The sequence below is a fragment of the Kineococcus rugosus genome, from assembly GCF_050871975.1.
GTDB lineage: Bacteria > Actinomycetota > Actinomycetes > Actinomycetales > Kineococcaceae > Kineococcus.
On the sequence record NZ_JBJLSJ010000006.1, the window covers coordinates 89,380 to 104,510 of the forward strand.

A 15,131-nucleotide genomic window follows, 5' to 3' on the forward strand; every position below is an offset into this window, starting at 1 on the left:
GTCCACCCTGCCTCAGGCGCCCCTGCGGCGGTAGGCGGCCGTGGCGGTCGCGCACGCGACCACGAGGACGCCGACGCACCAGGCCAGCGCCACCCACAGGTCCCCGCTCGCGGGCCGGCCGGCGAGCAGGTCGCGGATCGTGTCCACGACCGGCGTCACCGGCTGGTGCTCGGCGAACCACCGCACCGGCCCCGGCATCGACGCGGTCGGCACGAACGCGGAACTCACGAACGGCAGGAGGACGAGCGGGTAGGAGAACGCGGTCGCGCCCTCGACCGACGTCGCCGACAACCCGGCGACGACCGCGACCCAGGTCAGCGCGAGGACGAACAGGGTCAGCACGCCCGCGACCGCGAGCACGGCGGGCAGCCCGGCGCCGGTCCGGAAACCCGTCGCGAAGGCGACCGCGACGACGACCGCGACCGAGACGAGGTTCGCCACCAGCGAGGTCAGCACGTGCGCCCACAGCACCGCCGACCGCGCGACCGGCAGGGAGCGGAAGCGGTCGAGGACGCCGCCGCGCAGGTCGCCGAACAGCCGGTGGGCGGTGTAGGAGACGCCCGTCGCGACGGTCATGAGCAGGATGCCCGGCAGCAGGTAGTCGACGTACGAACCCGAACCCGGCTGCGGGCCGGTGTCGATCGCGCCCCCGAGCACGTGGACGAACAGCAGCATGATCGCGATCGGCATGACCGCGGTGGTGATGAGGGTGTCGGGGCTGCGGGTGACGTGCCGGAGCGACCGCCCGGTCAGGGCGACGGTGTCGGCGACGAGTCGCGTGGTCACGACCCCTCCTCCGGCCCCGGACCGGTGCGGCGGTCGTCCCCGCCGCTGGTGGCCCCGCCCGTACCCGCGCCGACGAGGGCGAGGAACACGTCCTCCAGGGACGGGCGCTGCTCGACGCCCTCGGCCTCCGCGGGCGCCAGCAGGTCCCTCAGTTCCTCCAGGGTGCCCTCCACGACGATCCGGCCCCGGTGCAGGATCGCGATCCGGTCGGCCAGTTCCTCGGCCTCCTCCAGGTGCTGCGTGGTCAGCAGCACCGTCGTCCCGCCCGCGGCGAGCGCCCGCACCGTCCGCCACACCTCGATCCGCGCCTCGGGGTCCAGCCCCGTGGTCGGCTCGTCCAGGACGAGCACCGGGGGGTTCCCGACCAGGCTCATCGCGATGTCCAGCCGGCGCCGCGTCCCCCCGGAGTACGTGCCGGCCCTGCGGTCGGCGGCGTCGGTCAGGGCGAACCGGGTGAGCAGTTCGCCCGCGACCGCCCGGGGCCCGCGGAGGTGGCGCAGCCTCGCGACCAGGACCAGGTTCTCCCGCCCGGTGAGGACCTCGTCGACGGCGGCGAACTGCCCGGTGAGGCTGATCGACTCCCGCACGTCGGCGGCCCGGCGGCCGACGTCGAACCCGCCGACGCTCGCGCTGCCCGCGTCGGCCCGCAGGAGCGTGGACAGGATGCGCACGAGCGTGGTCTTGCCCGCCCCGTTGGGGCCCAGGAGGGCGAGGACGCTGCCCGCGGCGATCTCGAGGTCCACCCCGCGCAGCACCTCCAGCTCCCCGTAGGACCTCCGCAGCCCCCGCACCCGGATCGCCGGGGGCGCGTCCACCGGCGCCGTCACGACCGGCTGCCCGCGGTCCGCGCCTCGGCGGCGGCGATCGCGGCGACGAGCCGCTGCCGCTCCCGGCCGACCCACCCGCCGGTCGCGTGCTGCGCCAGCAGCGCGTCGGCGAACCCGGCGGGGTCGTCGCCGACGACCTCGCGGACCGGGGTGCCCTGCGCCGCCGCCCGTTCGAACGCGGTCGCGAGCTCGTCGTGCAGGTCGAGCAGGACGCCGCCGTCGGTGATGACGCCCCGGTGCGTCAGGTACCGCTCCAGGGCCTCGACCGCCGCCCGGTGGCCCGCGGGCAGCGCCCGCACGCGGGCCCGGTGCTCCCGCCACCGCTGCTTGCCCGCGAGGCCGCCCGTGACCTTCTCCAGGACCTTCTCCGTGATCTCCAGCAGGGAACCGGACATCGTCCACCTCACCGTCGCGGGGCTCGTCCCCGCCCGGTGCGGGTGCCCCACCGGCAGGGTGCGGGGTTGATGCGGCATCAAGGTCAAGCCCCGGTCCGGCGGCCCGCACCCGGCGGGGTAGCGTCGCGCGGTGACCGACCGCACCTCCTCCACCGACCGCGCCTTCTCCATCGACCGCGAACCCTGGGACGCCGCCGACGGCGCGGCCCTGCGCGCCGCCCAGCGCGCCGAGCTGGACGCCCGCTACGGCAACGACGACCACGAACCGGGGACCGCGCCCACCGCGGACGACGTCCCGGTGTTCCTCGTCGCGCGCGACGAGCAGGGGCGGGCCGTGGCGTGCGGGGGGCTGCGTCCCCTGGAGCCGGGCCGGGCGGAGATCAAGCGGATGTACGTCGAGCCGGGCAGCCGCGGCAGCGGCGTCGCGACCGTGGTGCTGCGCGCGATCGAGGACGAGGCGCGGGCCCTGGGCGTGCGGCGGCTGCTGCTGGAGACCGGCACCCTGCAGCCGGAGGCCCTGCGGTTCTACCTGCGGGAGGGGTACGAGCGCATCGACAACTTCGGCCCGTACGCGGGGGAGGAGCTGTCGATCTGCTGCGCCCGGGACCTGTGAGCCCGCGCGGGCGGTGAGACCCCGCGGGCGGTGGGACACTGGGGGAGCCATGCAGTGCTCCTACTACGACGCCCACGCGTGCCGGTCGTGCACCCTCATCCAGGTCCCGTACCCGGACCAGTTGCGCGACAAGGAGGAGCGCTGCGCCGAGCTGCTCGCCGGCCACGCCGGCCTGGAGTGGCTGCCGAGCGTCCCCAGCCCGCAGACCGGGTACCGGAACAAGGCGAAGATGGTCGTCGGCGGCACCGCCGAGCACCCCACGTTCGGGATCCTCGACGGCGACGGCCGCGGGGTGGACCTGCGGGACTGCCCGGTCGTGGCCCCCGGCATCCGCGCCGTGCTGCCGCTGCTGGCCCGCTTCGCGGTGCGCGCCGGGCTGGCCCCGTACGACGTCCCGCGCCGGCGCGGTGAGCTCAAGCACGTCCTGGTCACCGAGTCCCCGACCGGCGACCTCATGGTCCGGTTCGTGCTGCGCACCGAGCGGCCGCTCGCGCGGCTGCGCGAGCACCTGCCGCAGCTGCTGGAGCAGGCGCCGCGGATCCGCGTCGTCACGGCGAACCTGCTGCCCGAGCACAAGGCCGTCGTCGAGGGCGACGTGGAGGTCCCGCTCACCGAGCGCACCACGCTGACCATGCCGCTGGGCGCGGTCGCGCTGGACCTGCGCCCGCAGAGCTTCTTCCAGACGAACTCGCACGTCGCCGCGCAGCTGTACGCGCAGGTCGCGCGCTGGGTCGAGGAGATCGGCCCGGCGAGCGTGTGGGACCTGTACTGCGGGGTCGGGGGTTTCGCCCTGCACTGCGCGGCCCCGGGCCGCCGCGTCCTGGGCATCGAGGTCAGCGCCGAGGCCGTGCAGAGCGCCCGGCAGGCCGCGCGCGACCTGCCGGACGTCGAGTTCGCGACCGGGGACGCGACCCGGTTCGCGCTCGGGTCGGACCCCGGCCGGCACCCCGAACTGGTCATCGTGAACCCGCCGAGGCGCGGCATCGGACCGGAACTGGCCGGGTGGCTGGAGGGCTCGACGGCGCGGCACGTCGTCTACTCCAGCTGCAACCCGGTCACCCTCGCCCGGGACCTGGCGGCGATGCCGTCGCTGCGGCCGGTGCGCGGGCAGGTCCTGGACATGTTCCCGCACACCCCGCACGTCGAGGTCGCGACGCTGCTGGAAAGGGTCAGCCCGCGGGCGACTCGTCCAGCCAGCTCTGCAGCACGCGGCTGAGCGGCTGCAGTTCCCGGTCGAGGTCGGGCAGCAGGTCCCGGCCGGGGTTCTCCACCAGCAGCCAGCGCCGCAGCATCGCGACGTAGGCGCCGTGGACACCACCGGCGATGGCCTGCGGGGCGACGTCACCGGTCGAGAACCCGTGCCGGCGGGCGACGAACGAGGCGACGTGCTCGGTCCAGGCGGCCCACTGCTCCGATTCCCCCGAGCGCAGTTCCGTGGACTCGTCCAGGACCCTGAATCGTTGCATCCACAACCCGTCGGGGTCGATGACCCGTTCCAGCGCGCCGATGATGCAGCTGCGCACCAGGTCCAGCGTCGCGCCCTCGGCGGTCACGGCCGTCTCCAGGAGCTCGGCGAAACCCGCCGTGAACTCGTCGAAGCGCCACCAGATGATGGAGCCCTTGGAGGGGAAGTAGCGGAAGAAGCTGGTCTTGCTGACGTTCGCCGCCGCCGTGATCTCGGCGAGGGTCGTCTCCTCGAAACCCTTGTCCAGGAACAACTCGATCGCGACGGTCTCGATCTCCTCGCGGGAGGACGCGGGCGGCCTCCCGCGGCGTGGGGCGGTCTTCTCCACCGGCTGCTCAGTCACGTCAGACAGCGTGCCACAACCGTGACCCCCCGCAGGGGGTCATCGGCGCGACCGAGACCGGCGTCACCCCCGGTGCGCGGCGTACCCAGTGGCGGCGGGGTGCACCAGCCGCGCGGCGAGCGCGTGCAGGTCGACGCAGGCCAGCAGCGGGCCCGTCGCCGAACCGGTGCGCACCAGCGGCGACCGCTCCTCGGCGGCGGCCTCGGCGAGGTCCTCGCGCCACACCGGCCGCTCGATGTCCGACAGCCCCTCCACCACGAAGCCCACCCGGCGCGGTGCCGCGTCCGGGTCCGGCGCGGGCGGCCGGACCAGCAGGACCACCCCCGAACGGGGCTCCGGCGACCGGCCGCGCCCCAGCTCGCGGGCCAGGTCCACCAGCGGGACCACGTCGTGCTCGGTGACCAGCGCCCCCAGGTCGGAACTGCCGCCGATCCACGGCACGGGGTCGGCGGGGAACGGCACCACCCCGTCGACCTGGGCCAGCGGCGCCGTCAGGGCGCCGTGGGCGCGGAACACCACGACCGGGTCGTGCGGCGCGTGCTCCGCGGCCCGGTCCGTCCCCGACCCGGCGCGGGCCGAGGTGTTCAGCGCCGTCAGCGCGCTGACCTCCTCGTCGGCCAGCAGCGCGGCGACGTCCAGCACGAACGCCGGCCCCTGCGGCAGGCGGGCCACCGACCGCACCGCGCCCCGCACCCGCCCCCGGCCCGGCGGGGGCGGCGACTGCGCGCCCGCCCCCACCCGGACGATGTCGAGCGCCTCGTCGAACACGAGGGCCAGCAGGCCCCGCTCGGAGCGCACCAGCAGGGCCTGCCACGACCCCGACGGGTCCGCGGGGGTCAGCTCCAGCAGCGCCAGCGGGTCCACGACCGGCAACCGGACGTCGCCGTAGTCGGTGACGCCCAGGCACAGGTCCGACGACAGCTGCGACGGCCGCGGCGCCAGCGCCGGCAGCGTCGTCTGCACGTCGGCGACGTCCACCGCCAGCAGCACCTGCCGGCCGTCGCGGGAGGTGCAGCGCACCACCAGGCACGCCGGGTCCTGCACCGAGCCCACCGTCGAGCCGACCGCCGGGCCGGCCGCCGGGCCGTCGTCGCCGGTGAACACCGCCCCGCCGACGTCGCCGGCGCTCACGGCCAGCACGCCGGGGGACCCGAGCACCGCGGCCGGGTCGAGCAGGCTGCCGATCTCGTCGGTCCCCGGGCGGACGAACGTCGCCGCGAACAGCCGCGGCCGCTCGCCGGGGCCCGCCGCGTCCGCGGTCGCCTGCAGCGCACCGGGACCGAGGTCGACGACGTCGTGCACGGAGTCCACGAGCAGACCCAGCGCCCGCCCCTCGTGCACGAGCACGACGACCCCCATCGCCGCCCGCACCGCCTCCTGCACCGCCGTGGCCGTCCGCGCCCGGCCGGTCAGGGCGCCGAGGTCCAGGACGGGCAGCACGCGGTCGCGCAGCAGCAGCGCCCCGACCAGGCCGGGGGCGTCGGTGGGCAGCGCGTCGAAGCGCTCCGGCACCGGGACCACCTCGCGCAGCACGTCGACCGGCAGGGCCACCAGCGCGCCCCCGACGCGCAGCAGCCCCACCCGCGTGGGGCCCGCGCTCACGAGTCCCTGCTGGTCCGGCACGCCAGGTCACCGATGAGGGCGCGGACGACGGCGGAGGTGTCCTGCTGCAGCTGCGTGGCCCCGGCGATCGTCGAGATCGACTCCGACGTCCGCGCGACGCTGGCGACGATGCTCTCGAACGCCTCCTGCGCCGCCCGCGACACCTCCGCGCCCTCGGTCACCCGGGTCTCGGACTCGGCGATGAGCTCGGCGATCTGCCCGGCCGCCGAGGAGGACCGCTCGGCGAGCTTGCGCACCTCACCGGCCACCACCGAGAAACCCACCCCGTGCTCGCCGGCGCGCGCGGCCTCGATCGAGGCGTTGAACGCCAGCAGGTTCGTCTGCGCGGCGATCTCGGTGATGACGCGGACGATCTCCGCGATCGACCCCGAGGACCGGCGGATCAGCTCGATCGCGGCGATGGCGCTCTTGAGCGCCTCGAACCCCGCCTCGGCGTTCGTGTGGGTCTGCGACGCGAGGTCGCTGGCCTGCAGCGCGTTGCTGGCGATGGAGTCGATGGAGTGCGACAGCTCGGCGACCGTCGCGTTCATCTCCCCGCTCTTGGACGTGATGAGCTGCTCCAGCTCGGCCTGGGCCGTCACGTCGTAGGCGTACTTGATGACCTTGAACGGCTCCCCGCGCAGGTCGAAGATCGGGTTGTACGTCGCCTGGATCCACACGTCGCGGTCGAACTTCCCGACCCGGTGGAAGCGGCCGGCGATGAAGTCGCCCTTGCGCAGCCGCAGCCAGAAGTCGCGGTACTCCGCCGACACCCGGTACTCCGGGGAGCAGAACAGGCTGTGGTGCTGGCCCTGGAGCTCCTTCAGGGAGTACCCCATGGTGCGCAGGAAGTTCTCGTTCGCGGTGAGGACGTTGCCCTCGAGGTCGAACTCGATGACCGCCTGACCGCGGTCCACGGCCTGCGAGCGGCTGGCGTACTCGGCGCTCTCGTTGCGGTTGCGGGTCACGTCGACGGCGTACTTCACGACCTTCAGCGGCCGGCCCTCGGGGTCCAGGATCGGGTTGTAGGTGGCCTGGATGAAGACGTCCCGGCCGTCCTTGGTGATCCGCCGGTAGGTGCCCTCGTCGAAGTTCCCCTTCGACAGCTTCTCCCAGAAGCGCTGGTACTCCGTCGACACCGCGTCGTCGGGGTCGACGAAGATCCGGTGGTGCTGCCCCACGACCTCGGCCAGGGAGTACCCCAGCAGGCCCAGGAAGTTGTCGTTCGCGTGCAGCACCGTGCCGTCGAGGTCGAACTCGATGACGGCCTGCGAACGGTCGATGGCCGAGACCCGGCCCTCCAGCTCCACCGAGCGGCGCGCGGAGTCGGTGACGTCGTAGGCGTACTCGATGACCTTGACGACCTTGCCGTCGGCGCCGAACACCGGGTTGTACGTCGAGCGGACGCGGACCTCCTGGCCGCGGGCGCCGTAGCGGGTGAACTCACCGGCCTCGGTGCTGCCCGCCCGCAGCCGGCGCCAGAACGCCACGTACTCGGTGCCCGCCGCGTACGTCGCGTCGCACAGGATGCGGTGGTGCTGGCCGACGACGTCGGCGGCCTCGTAGCCCAGCAGTTCCAGGAAGTTGTCGTTGGCCCGCAGCACGGTGCCCTCGGGGGAGAACTCGACCACGGCCTGCGCGCGCTCGATGGCGCGGGACTTGCTGCGCAGGTCGTACAGCTCCGCCCGGGCCGCGGTGACGTCGCTCACCAGGACCAGCGTCGCGGTCGTGCCGTCGACGCGGCGCGAGGAGCAGCGGGCCCAGCGCTCGTCCGCGGTGCTCTGGACGAGCAGCTCCAGCGGCTGCGTGCGGTCGCCCAGCAGCTCGGCGACGTCACCGTCGCCGGGGGCGGCGAAGAGGTCGGCCAGGGTGCGGCCCGACAGCCCCTCGACGGACGTGCCGCACAGCTCCGCGGCGCGGGGGTCGGCGTGCAGGACCGCGCCGCTGGCGCCGTCGACGACGAGGACGGCCTCCCGCTCGGCGACCAGGGCGGTCATCGTCTGCTGCAGGGGTGTCGCGCCGAGGTCTACAGCGCGGACGGCGGGGCGAGGGGTCATGGTGGTGGATCGGCTCCCCGGGTCGCCGGGTTGAGGCCGCGCCGATGGAATAGCCTCACGGGGTGACTGACGCGGGCAGGACGACGTACGTCGTCGTCGACGGCGAGAACATCGACGCGACGCTGGGCGCCTCGATCCTGGACGGACGGCCCGGGCCGGAGCAGCGGCCCCGCTGGGAGCGCCTGCTCAACTTCGCGCGGACCACGTTCCAGCAGCCCGCGAAGGGCCTGTTCTTCCTCAACGCCTCCAACGGGCACCTGCCGATGTCCTTCGTGCAGGCGTTGCTGGCCCTGGGCTACCAACCCATCCCGCTGGCCGGGGGCCCGGGGGAGAAGGTCGTCGACATCGGCATCCAGCGCACGCTGGACGCCCTCGTCGACCGCGACGGCGACGTCCTGCTCGGCTCGCACGACGTCGACTTCCTCCCGCAGGTCGACCGCCTGCTCACCGGCGACCGGCTCGTCGGCATGGTCGGCTTCCGCGAGTTCATGAACTCCCAGTACGCGGGGCTGGCCGAGCGCGGGCTGAAGGTCTTCGACCTCGAGGACGACGTCCGCGCGTTCAACGTCGTGCTGCCCCGCGTCCGGATCATCCCGCTGGCCGACTTCGACCCGACGCGGTACCTCTGACCGTCTCGATCGTGTCCGCCTCCCCGGCGGTCTTGTCCTCGCGGTACCGGACGACCCGGGCGAACCGCAGGGCCACCCCGCCGGGGTAGCGGGTCGAGCGCTGCAGGCCGTCGAACGCGATCTCGACGACCTGCTCGGGCCGCACCGTCACGACGTGGCCCTCGACCCCGGTCTGCAGCTCCCGGAACCGCCTCGTCTGCCACTCCAGCACCTCGTCCGTCATGCCCTTGAACGTCTTGCCGAGCATGACGAAACCCCCCGTCCCGGGGTCGCGGGCGCCGAGGTGGATGTTCGACAGCCACCGCGCGCGCCGCCCCGACCCCTGCTCCACGGCGAGGACCACCAGGTCGAGGGTGTGGACGGGTTTCACCTTCACCCACGCCCCGCCGCGCCGGCCCGCGGCGTACCCGGACGCGAGGTCCTTCACCACGACGCCCTCGTGCCCGTCGGCGAGGGCGTCGCGCGAGAACGCGGTCGCCGCGCCCGCGTCGTCGGTGACCAGGCGCCGGACGCGGTGCCGCTCGGGCACGAGGGCGTCCAGGACGGCGAGGCGCTCGCGCAGCGGCGCGTCCAGCAGGTCCGCGCCGCCGGAGTGCAGGACGTCGAAGAAGAACGGCGTCACCGCGCTGCCGGTGGCCTGCGCGGTGCGGGAGGCGGTGTCCTGGAACGCCTGGGGGCGGCCCGCCTCGTCCAGGGTCAGCACCTCCCCGTCGAGGACGAGGTCGCCGCCGGGCAGCGCCCGCACGACCTCGACGACCTCGGGCAGCCGCGCGGTGATGTCCTCCAGCGTGCGGGTCGCGACGCGGACCTCGCCGTCGCGGCGGTGGACCTGGACGCGGATCCCGTCGAGCTTGACGTCGACGGCGACCGGGCCGGGGGACCCCGCCACGGCCTCCTCGACGGTGGTGGCGCTGGAGGCCAGCATCGGCAGCAGGGGGCGGCCCACCACGAGCCCGAACCCGGCCAGCTCCGCGGCCCCGCCGCGCAGCGCCGCGACCGCCGCGGCCACCGTGGACCCGGCGAGCATCGCGGCGCGGCGCACGTCGGCCGCCGGGACCCCCGCGACCTGCGCGGCGGCGTCCTGCACCAGCGTGTCCAGCGCGCCCTGCCGCAGCTCACCGGTGACGACCCCCCGCAGCCACCGCTGCTCGTCGGCGGTGGCCGCGCCGAACAGCTCCGCGACGGCCGCCTCCCGGCGCCCCCGCGACCCCGGGCCCTCCAGCGCCGCGACCTCCTCGAACCGCGCGTGGACGTCCGGGACGGTCAGGGACGGCGTCCCGGCGGGCTCGGGCAGCGACGTCAGGGACCGCCAGCCCAGGCCCGTGCGGCGCTGGCGCAGGCTGCCGCCGAGGTAGGCGGTGACGGTCGTGGCGAGCTCGGCGTCGGCCGGGTCGAGGCGGCTCAGCAGCCCGGCGATCGCGGCGACCTTGGCGGTGCGGGCGCGGGTGGCGGCCACGGCGGCCGAGGTGGCGACGACGTCGGCGAGCAGCACGGGACCCATCCTGCCCACTTCCGCCCCTCCCGCCACCGTGGCAGGGTGGCCGCGTGCGGTGGTGCCGGGGCGAGAGGGCTCACCCGACGCCGGTGCGCCGGCGGGGGGAGGGCAGCTCCGGGGTCACCCCGGGGACGGCACGAGCAGGTCGGCACCACGTCGCAGGATCCGCCGTGCGCTGCGCGCACCAGGGATCCCGCACTGCGGGACGGGTCGCCCGGCACCACCGCGCCCGTGCGTGAACCCGACCCCGTCGCCGCCGCGCTGACCGCGGCGTTCCTCGACGGGCCGTGGACGGTCCCGGCGCTCACCGACGGGGCGCGCCGGGCGGTGGGGCGGCCCCGGGCGCGGTGGGCCGGTCAGCTCGCGGCGCGGGTCGTGGAGCGGTTCCCGCGCCCACCGGCCGACGCGCCGCGCGAGCTGGACGCGTTCGTGCGGGACTGCGCCCCGTACGCGGCGGCCCGCGCGGCCGCGGTCCGGGCGGGGAGCCCGCTGCGGGTGGCGCACCTGGCGACGGCGACGACGCGGATGGGCCGCAACCGGTTCGGCGTGCCGGAACTGGACACCGTCGCCGACCTCGCGGGTTTCCTCGGGATCGGCGTCGGTCAGCTGGAGTGGTTCGCCGACGTGCACCGGTTCCAGGTGCGCGCGGGTGGTTCGGCGCTGCACCACTACCGGGCCCGGTGGGTCGGCAAGCGGGGTGCGCCGCGGCTGCTGGAGGTCCCGCGGCCGCGGCTGGTGGCGCTGCAGCGCCGGGTCCTGCGCGAGGTCCTGGACCGCTTCGAGGTGCACGACGCCGTGCACGGTTTCACGGCGGGCCGCTCGGCGCTGACGGGGGCGCGCGAGCACGTGGGCGCCCGGACGGTCGTCCGGTTCGACCTGGAGGGTTTCTTCGCCTCCGTCCCGGCGTCGGCGGTCCACGGGTGCTTCCGCTCCACGGGGTACCCCGAACCGGTGGCGCACCTGCTGACGGGGCTGGTGACGCACGTGACGCCGTGGCGGGACCTGCGCACGATGCCGGACGGGGGGTCGCCGGAGGAGCGGTTCCGGCTGCGGCGCAACCTGTCGCGGGCCCACCTGCCGCAGGGGGCGCCGACGTCACCGGCGCTGGCGAACCTGTGCGCCCGCGGGCTGGACCGGCGGCTGGCCGGGCTGGCGCGGTCGGTGGGGGCGACGTTCACCCGGTACGCCGACGACCTGACGTTCTCCTCGCCGACCGGTCTGCACCCGGACCGGCTGCGCCGCGCGGTGGAGGCCGTCGTGACGGACGAGGGTTTCACGCTGAACCCGGCGAAGACGCGGGTCCGCGGCGCCGGTTCCCGCCAGGTCGTCACCGGCCTCGTCGTCAACGAGCGCCCGAACGTCCCGCGGGAGGAGTTCGACCGGCTGAAGGCCGTGCTGCACAACTGCGTGCAGCACGGCCCGGGCACCCAGGACCGGGACGGTCACCCGGACTTCCGGGCGCACCTGCTGGCCCGGGTGTCACGGGTGGAGCACGTCAACCCCGCGAAGGGGCGCCGGCTGCGGCGGAGCTTCGAGCGGATCCGGTGGTGAGCCGTCCGCGGCGCAGCATCCACCGCTCGAACACGACGGTCCCGAACGGCGGGACCCCGGAGGCCAGGCCGGCCGCGATGTTCCAGATGCTCCAGCGCAGCGTGATCCCCGCCCACAGCGTCGACAGCAGGTAGACGACGAACGCGATGCCGTGGACCATCCCGACGACGGGGACACCGCCCTCGTGCGGCGCCTCGACGACGTACTTGAGGAACATCGCGATGAGCAGCGCGGTCCACGTGATCGCCTCGAAGATCGCGATGACGCGGAACCAGCGGGCGGCGAGCGGCCCGGACGACATGGGGGTCCTCCTCCTGGGGTGGGTCGTCCTCCAAGTCTGACGCTCGGCGGGGGAGGGCGGGGACGCGGGCGGTGTGTGATCCCTCACCCCGGCCCGGTGGCCGCCGGTTCAGTCGTGCGTGGACGTCTCGTGCCTGGCGTGCCCGACGGGTTCGAGCTGGAACGTGGCGTGCTCCACGGCGACGGGGAAGTGCTCGGCGACGCAGGCCTGCAACCGGTCGAGAATCTCCGGGGCGTGCCCGTCGCGGAAGCAGGAGTCGTCGAGCACGACGTGCGCGGACAGGACGGGCAGCCCGGAGGTGATGAGGCTGGCGTGCAGGTCGTGGACGGCGTGGACGTGGGGCAGCTCGAGCAGGTGGCGCCGCACGTCCTCCAGGTCCAGGCCGGGCGGGGTGGACTCCAGCAGCACGGAGGTGGTCTCCCGCAGCAGCTTCACGGTCCGGGGCACGATGAGGGCGCCGATGACGAGGGACACGACGGCGTCGGCGCGGGTCCAGCCGGTGGCGGCGATGACGGCGGCGGCGACGAGGACCGCGACGGATCCGAGGCCGTCGTTGACGACCTCCAGGACGGCGGCGCGCACGTTGACGTTGCCCTGCCCGCCGCCGCGCAGCAGCAGCCACAGGGCGACGGCGTTGCCGGCCAGGCCGACGACGCCGAAGACGAGCATGGCCGTGGAGTGCACCTCCGGCGGTTCGAGGAGCCGGCGGACGCCCTCGACGAGGACGAACACCCCCACGGCCAGCAGGGCCGCGGCCTGGAACGTGGCGGCGAGCACCTCGGCCCGGCGGTACCCCCAGGTCCGCTGCGCAGAGGCGGGCCGGGCGGCGAGGGTCGCGGCGAGGAGGGCGACGGTCAGGCCCGCGACGTCGGTCAGCATGTGCCCCGCGTCGGCCAGCAGCGCCAGCGACCCGGACACGAACGCCCCGACGGCCTCGGCGACCAGGACGGTGGCGGTGACGGCGAGCGCCCCGGCCAGCCGCCGCCGGTCCTGACCGCCGTGCCCGTGGCCGTGGCCGTGTCCGTGCCCGTGGCCGTGGCCCGCGCTCACGAGGCCGCGCACAGGTCGTCGTTGACGGCCACCACGACGCCCAGCAGGTCGTCGAGGGCGTGGGCCAGGCGCTGGTCGGCGATCTCGTAGCGGACGCGGCGGCCCTCGGGGACGGCGACGACGAGCCCGCCCCCGCGCAGGCAGGACAGGTGGTTGGACAGCGACTGGCGCGAGACGCCGAGCAGGTCGGCCAGCTCGGCGGGGTAGCCGGGGGCCTCGCGCAGCGCCAGCAGCAACCGCGCCCGGGTGGGGTCCGACAGGGCGTGGCCGAAGCGGGCGAGGACCTGGGCGTGGGTCGCGATCACCCTCCGACAGTACATCGAGGAATGGATCGACGGGGGGTGGGTACGGTGACCCCGTGATCGTCCACGACGAACGTGTCCCCGGTCCGCACGGCGACGTCGCCGTCCGGGTCTACGAACCCGTCGGCACCCCGGTCGCCGCCCTCGTGTGGGCGCACGGGGGTGGCTTCGCGGCCGGGGACCTGGACATGCCCGAGTCCGACGCGGTCGCCCGCCGCCTGCAGGAGAACGGGGTCCTCGTCGTCGCCGTGGGCTACCGGCTCGCCGGGCCGGGCACGTACTACCCGGTCCCCTCCGACGACGTCCTGGCCGCCTGGCGCTGGGGCCGGGAGTTCGCCCTCGCCGCGGGCGTCAGCCCCGGGCTGGTCCAGCTCGGCGGGGCCAGCGCGGGCGGGAACCTCGCCGCCGGGGCGGTGCTGCGCCTGCTGGCCGACGGCGAGCAGCCGCCGGCGGCGGTGTTCCTCGCCTACCCGACCCTGCACGACGTCCCGCCCGAGCCGTCCCCGGCGGCCGCCGCGGCCGTGGCGGGCCTGCCGCCGGACCAGCGCTGGACCGCGGCCGACGTCGCCGCCATGTACGCCGGGTACCTGGGGGGACCGGCCGGCCCCGACGGCGCGCCGGCGCCCGCGGTCCCCGGCACGGCCGACCTGACGGGTTTCCCGCCGACCTTCGTGCTCACCAGCGAGGCCGACGGGTTGCGGGCTTCGGCCGACGAGTTCGCCCGCCGGCTCGTCCTGGCCGGGACGCCGGTGTTCTCCTGCTGCGAACCCGGCACCGAGCACGGGCACCTGAACCGCCCCGGCCCGCGGTTCGACGCGAGCCTGCGCCGGGTGCTGCGGTGGATCGAGGCGGCGCCCGACCTCACGGCGTGACCTGCCGCGGCGGGACGAGCCCCTGACCGGGGTTCCCGGCGGTCAGGCGCTCTTGCGCAGCTCGGCCAGCACGAGGTCGGTCGCCGTCGCGCGGTCCAGGGTCACCCCCGCCTCGCGCAGGGCCCGGACCCCGCGGCCCTCGGTGTGCCCGAGCGCCGCCAGCAGCACGTGCTCGGTCCCGATGTAGTCGTGCCGCAGCGAGAGCGCGACCCGCAGGGCGTCCTCCAGGACCTTCTTGCCGCTGCGGTCGAACGGGATGTGCCCCGGCAGCCCGCGCCCGAACAGGCGCCGGCGGCGCGGCGCCCGGTCCAGCGCACCCGGGCCGAAGGTCTCCTCGGCGCGGCGGCGGACCTCCTCCAGGTCGATGCCCAGCGATCGCAGCGCCTCGGCGTCGTCGGGTGCGGTGCCCCGGTGGACGACCTCGCGGACGGTCGTGAGGTCCGCCCCGGCGCCGGTGAGGATCCGCTGGGCGACCGACGGGGTCGCCAGGCACCCCAGCAGGACGTGCTCCTCGCCGATGCGGTCGTGCCCGAGCTGCCGGGCCTCCTCCTGGGCGGCGACGACCGCGGCGCGGGCGTCGCGGGTGAAGCGTTCGAACACGGGTTTCCTCCTCAGGTGCGACGGGCGTGCTTCTTGTGGACGGCCTGCTTGGTGACCCCGAGGACTCCGGCGATGTCGGCCCAGGACCACCCGAGGCGGCGGGCCTGGGCGACCTGCAGGTCCTCGAGCTGCTCCAGCAGCCGGTGCAGGGCCGCGACGGCCCGCAGGCCGACCGCGGGGTCGGGGTCGGTGCCGCGGGTGACCAGGTGGTCCTGGTCGGTGGTTCCGCTCATGGGTCAACTG

At 75.3% G+C, this 15,131-nt stretch carries 17 protein-coding genes; 5 read left to right on the plus strand and 12 right to left on the minus strand.

The window, feature by feature from the left end:
• Positions 1-12: 12 nt before the first annotated feature.
• Genes ACRYM6_RS04725 through ACRYM6_RS04735 form a run of 3 tightly spaced genes read right to left on the minus strand, consistent with a single transcriptional unit; the run spans position 13 to position 2,008 of the window.
• Positions 13-786, minus strand: coding sequence for an ABC transporter permease (locus ACRYM6_RS04725; protein ID WP_432541535.1), 774 nt, complete (start codon positions 784-786; stop codon positions 13-15).
• A complete protein-coding gene (locus ACRYM6_RS04730; protein ID WP_432541537.1) occupies positions 783-1,613 on the minus strand; it encodes an ABC transporter ATP-binding protein in 831 nt (276 codons plus the stop codon). The genes ACRYM6_RS04725 and ACRYM6_RS04730 overlap by 4 nt, the downstream gene beginning before the upstream one ends.
• Positions 1,610-2,008 carry a DUF1048 domain-containing protein gene (locus tag ACRYM6_RS04735; protein WP_432541538.1) on the minus strand — a complete coding sequence of 133 codons (399 nt, stop codon included), beginning with the start codon at positions 2,006-2,008 and terminating at the stop codon, positions 1,610-1,612. The genes ACRYM6_RS04730 and ACRYM6_RS04735 overlap by 4 nt, the downstream gene beginning before the upstream one ends.
• Before the next feature lie 130 nt (positions 2,009-2,138).
• On the opposite strand from ACRYM6_RS04735, the gene ACRYM6_RS04740 reads away from it, so the two are divergent.
• Together ACRYM6_RS04740 and rlmC are read left to right on the plus strand one after the other, a co-directional pair.
• Positions 2,139-2,621: a GNAT family N-acetyltransferase gene (locus ACRYM6_RS04740; RefSeq protein ID WP_432541539.1), complete on the plus strand. Its 483-nt coding sequence runs from the start codon at positions 2,139-2,141 to the stop codon at positions 2,619-2,621.
• Positions 2,622-2,670: 49 nt separating this feature from the next.
• Positions 2,671-3,837: a 23S rRNA (uracil(747)-C(5))-methyltransferase RlmC gene (rlmC, locus tag ACRYM6_RS04745; protein WP_432541540.1), complete on the plus strand. Its 1,167-nt coding sequence runs from the start codon at positions 2,671-2,673 to the stop codon at positions 3,835-3,837.
• Here the strand turns inward: rlmC and ACRYM6_RS04750 are convergent.
• The 3 genes from ACRYM6_RS04750 to ACRYM6_RS04760 form a co-directional block, all read right to left on the minus strand.
• Positions 3,791-4,429, minus strand: a complete 639-nt coding sequence (locus tag ACRYM6_RS04750) for an acyl-CoA-like ligand-binding transcription factor (protein WP_432541541.1) — start codon at positions 4,427-4,429, stop codon at positions 3,791-3,793. The two genes, rlmC and ACRYM6_RS04750, sit on opposite strands and share 47 nt — an antisense overlap.
• A 63-nt stretch (positions 4,430-4,492) precedes the next feature.
• Entirely contained in the window at positions 4,493-6,031 is a 1,539-nt protein-coding gene (locus tag ACRYM6_RS04755; protein WP_432541543.1) for a chemotaxis protein CheW, read from the minus strand.
• Positions 6,028-8,088: a methyl-accepting chemotaxis protein gene (locus ACRYM6_RS04760; RefSeq protein ID WP_432541544.1), complete on the minus strand. Its 2,061-nt coding sequence runs from the start codon at positions 8,086-8,088 to the stop codon at positions 6,028-6,030. Before ACRYM6_RS04760 ends, ACRYM6_RS04755 begins: the two co-directional genes overlap by 4 nt.
• Positions 8,089-8,150: 62 nt before the next feature.
• On the opposite strand from ACRYM6_RS04760, the gene ACRYM6_RS04765 reads away from it, so the two are divergent.
• Complete coding sequence (locus ACRYM6_RS04765; protein WP_432541545.1) at positions 8,151-8,717, plus strand: NYN domain-containing protein; 567 nt, start codon at positions 8,151-8,153, stop codon at positions 8,715-8,717.
• Here ACRYM6_RS04765 and ACRYM6_RS04770 read toward each other — a convergent pair.
• Entirely contained in the window at positions 8,677-10,209 is a 1,533-nt protein-coding gene (locus ACRYM6_RS04770; protein WP_432541546.1) for an ATP-dependent DNA ligase, read from the minus strand. The two genes, ACRYM6_RS04765 and ACRYM6_RS04770, sit on opposite strands and share 41 nt — an antisense overlap.
• Before the next feature lie 234 nt (positions 10,210-10,443).
• Here ACRYM6_RS04770 and ACRYM6_RS04775 point away from each other — a divergent pair, with 234 nt between their 5' ends.
• Positions 10,444-11,763 carry a reverse transcriptase family protein gene (locus tag ACRYM6_RS04775; RefSeq protein WP_432541547.1) on the plus strand — a complete coding sequence of 440 codons (1,320 nt, stop codon included), beginning with the start codon at positions 10,444-10,446 and terminating at the stop codon, positions 11,761-11,763.
• On the opposite strand, the gene ACRYM6_RS04780 is transcribed toward ACRYM6_RS04775, so the two are convergent.
• The 3 genes from ACRYM6_RS04780 to ACRYM6_RS04790 form a co-directional block, all read right to left on the minus strand.
• A complete protein-coding gene (locus tag ACRYM6_RS04780) occupies positions 11,708-12,064 on the minus strand; it encodes a DUF3817 domain-containing protein (protein ID WP_432541548.1) in 357 nt (118 codons plus the stop codon). The genes ACRYM6_RS04775 and ACRYM6_RS04780 overlap by 56 nt on opposite strands.
• Positions 12,065-12,172: 108 nt before the next feature.
• Positions 12,173-13,126: a cation diffusion facilitator family transporter gene (locus tag ACRYM6_RS04785; RefSeq protein ID WP_432541549.1), complete on the minus strand. Its 954-nt coding sequence runs from the start codon at positions 13,124-13,126 to the stop codon at positions 12,173-12,175.
• On the minus strand, positions 13,111-13,434 hold the full coding sequence (locus ACRYM6_RS04790) for an ArsR/SmtB family transcription factor (RefSeq protein WP_432541551.1): 324 nt from the start codon (positions 13,432-13,434) through the stop codon (positions 13,111-13,113). Before ACRYM6_RS04790 ends, ACRYM6_RS04785 begins: the two co-directional genes overlap by 16 nt.
• A gap of 38 nt (positions 13,435-13,472) precedes the next feature.
• Between ACRYM6_RS04790 and ACRYM6_RS04795 the strand changes: the two genes are divergently transcribed.
• Positions 13,473-14,288: an alpha/beta hydrolase gene (locus tag ACRYM6_RS04795; RefSeq protein WP_432541553.1), complete on the plus strand. Its 816-nt coding sequence runs from the start codon at positions 13,473-13,475 to the stop codon at positions 14,286-14,288.
• A gap of 42 nt (positions 14,289-14,330) precedes the next feature.
• Here the strand turns inward: ACRYM6_RS04795 and ACRYM6_RS04800 are convergent, their stop codons facing one another.
• Positions 14,331-14,888 (minus strand): Clp protease N-terminal domain-containing protein, encoded by a 558-nt coding sequence (locus ACRYM6_RS04800; RefSeq protein WP_432541555.1) that lies wholly within the window; start codon positions 14,886-14,888, stop codon positions 14,331-14,333.
• A gap of 11 nt (positions 14,889-14,899) precedes the next feature.
• Complete coding sequence (locus ACRYM6_RS04805; protein WP_432541556.1) at positions 14,900-15,121, minus strand: RNA polymerase sigma factor sigma-70 region 4 domain-containing protein; 222 nt, start codon at positions 15,119-15,121, stop codon at positions 14,900-14,902.
• Positions 15,122-15,131 lie beyond the last annotated feature (10 nt).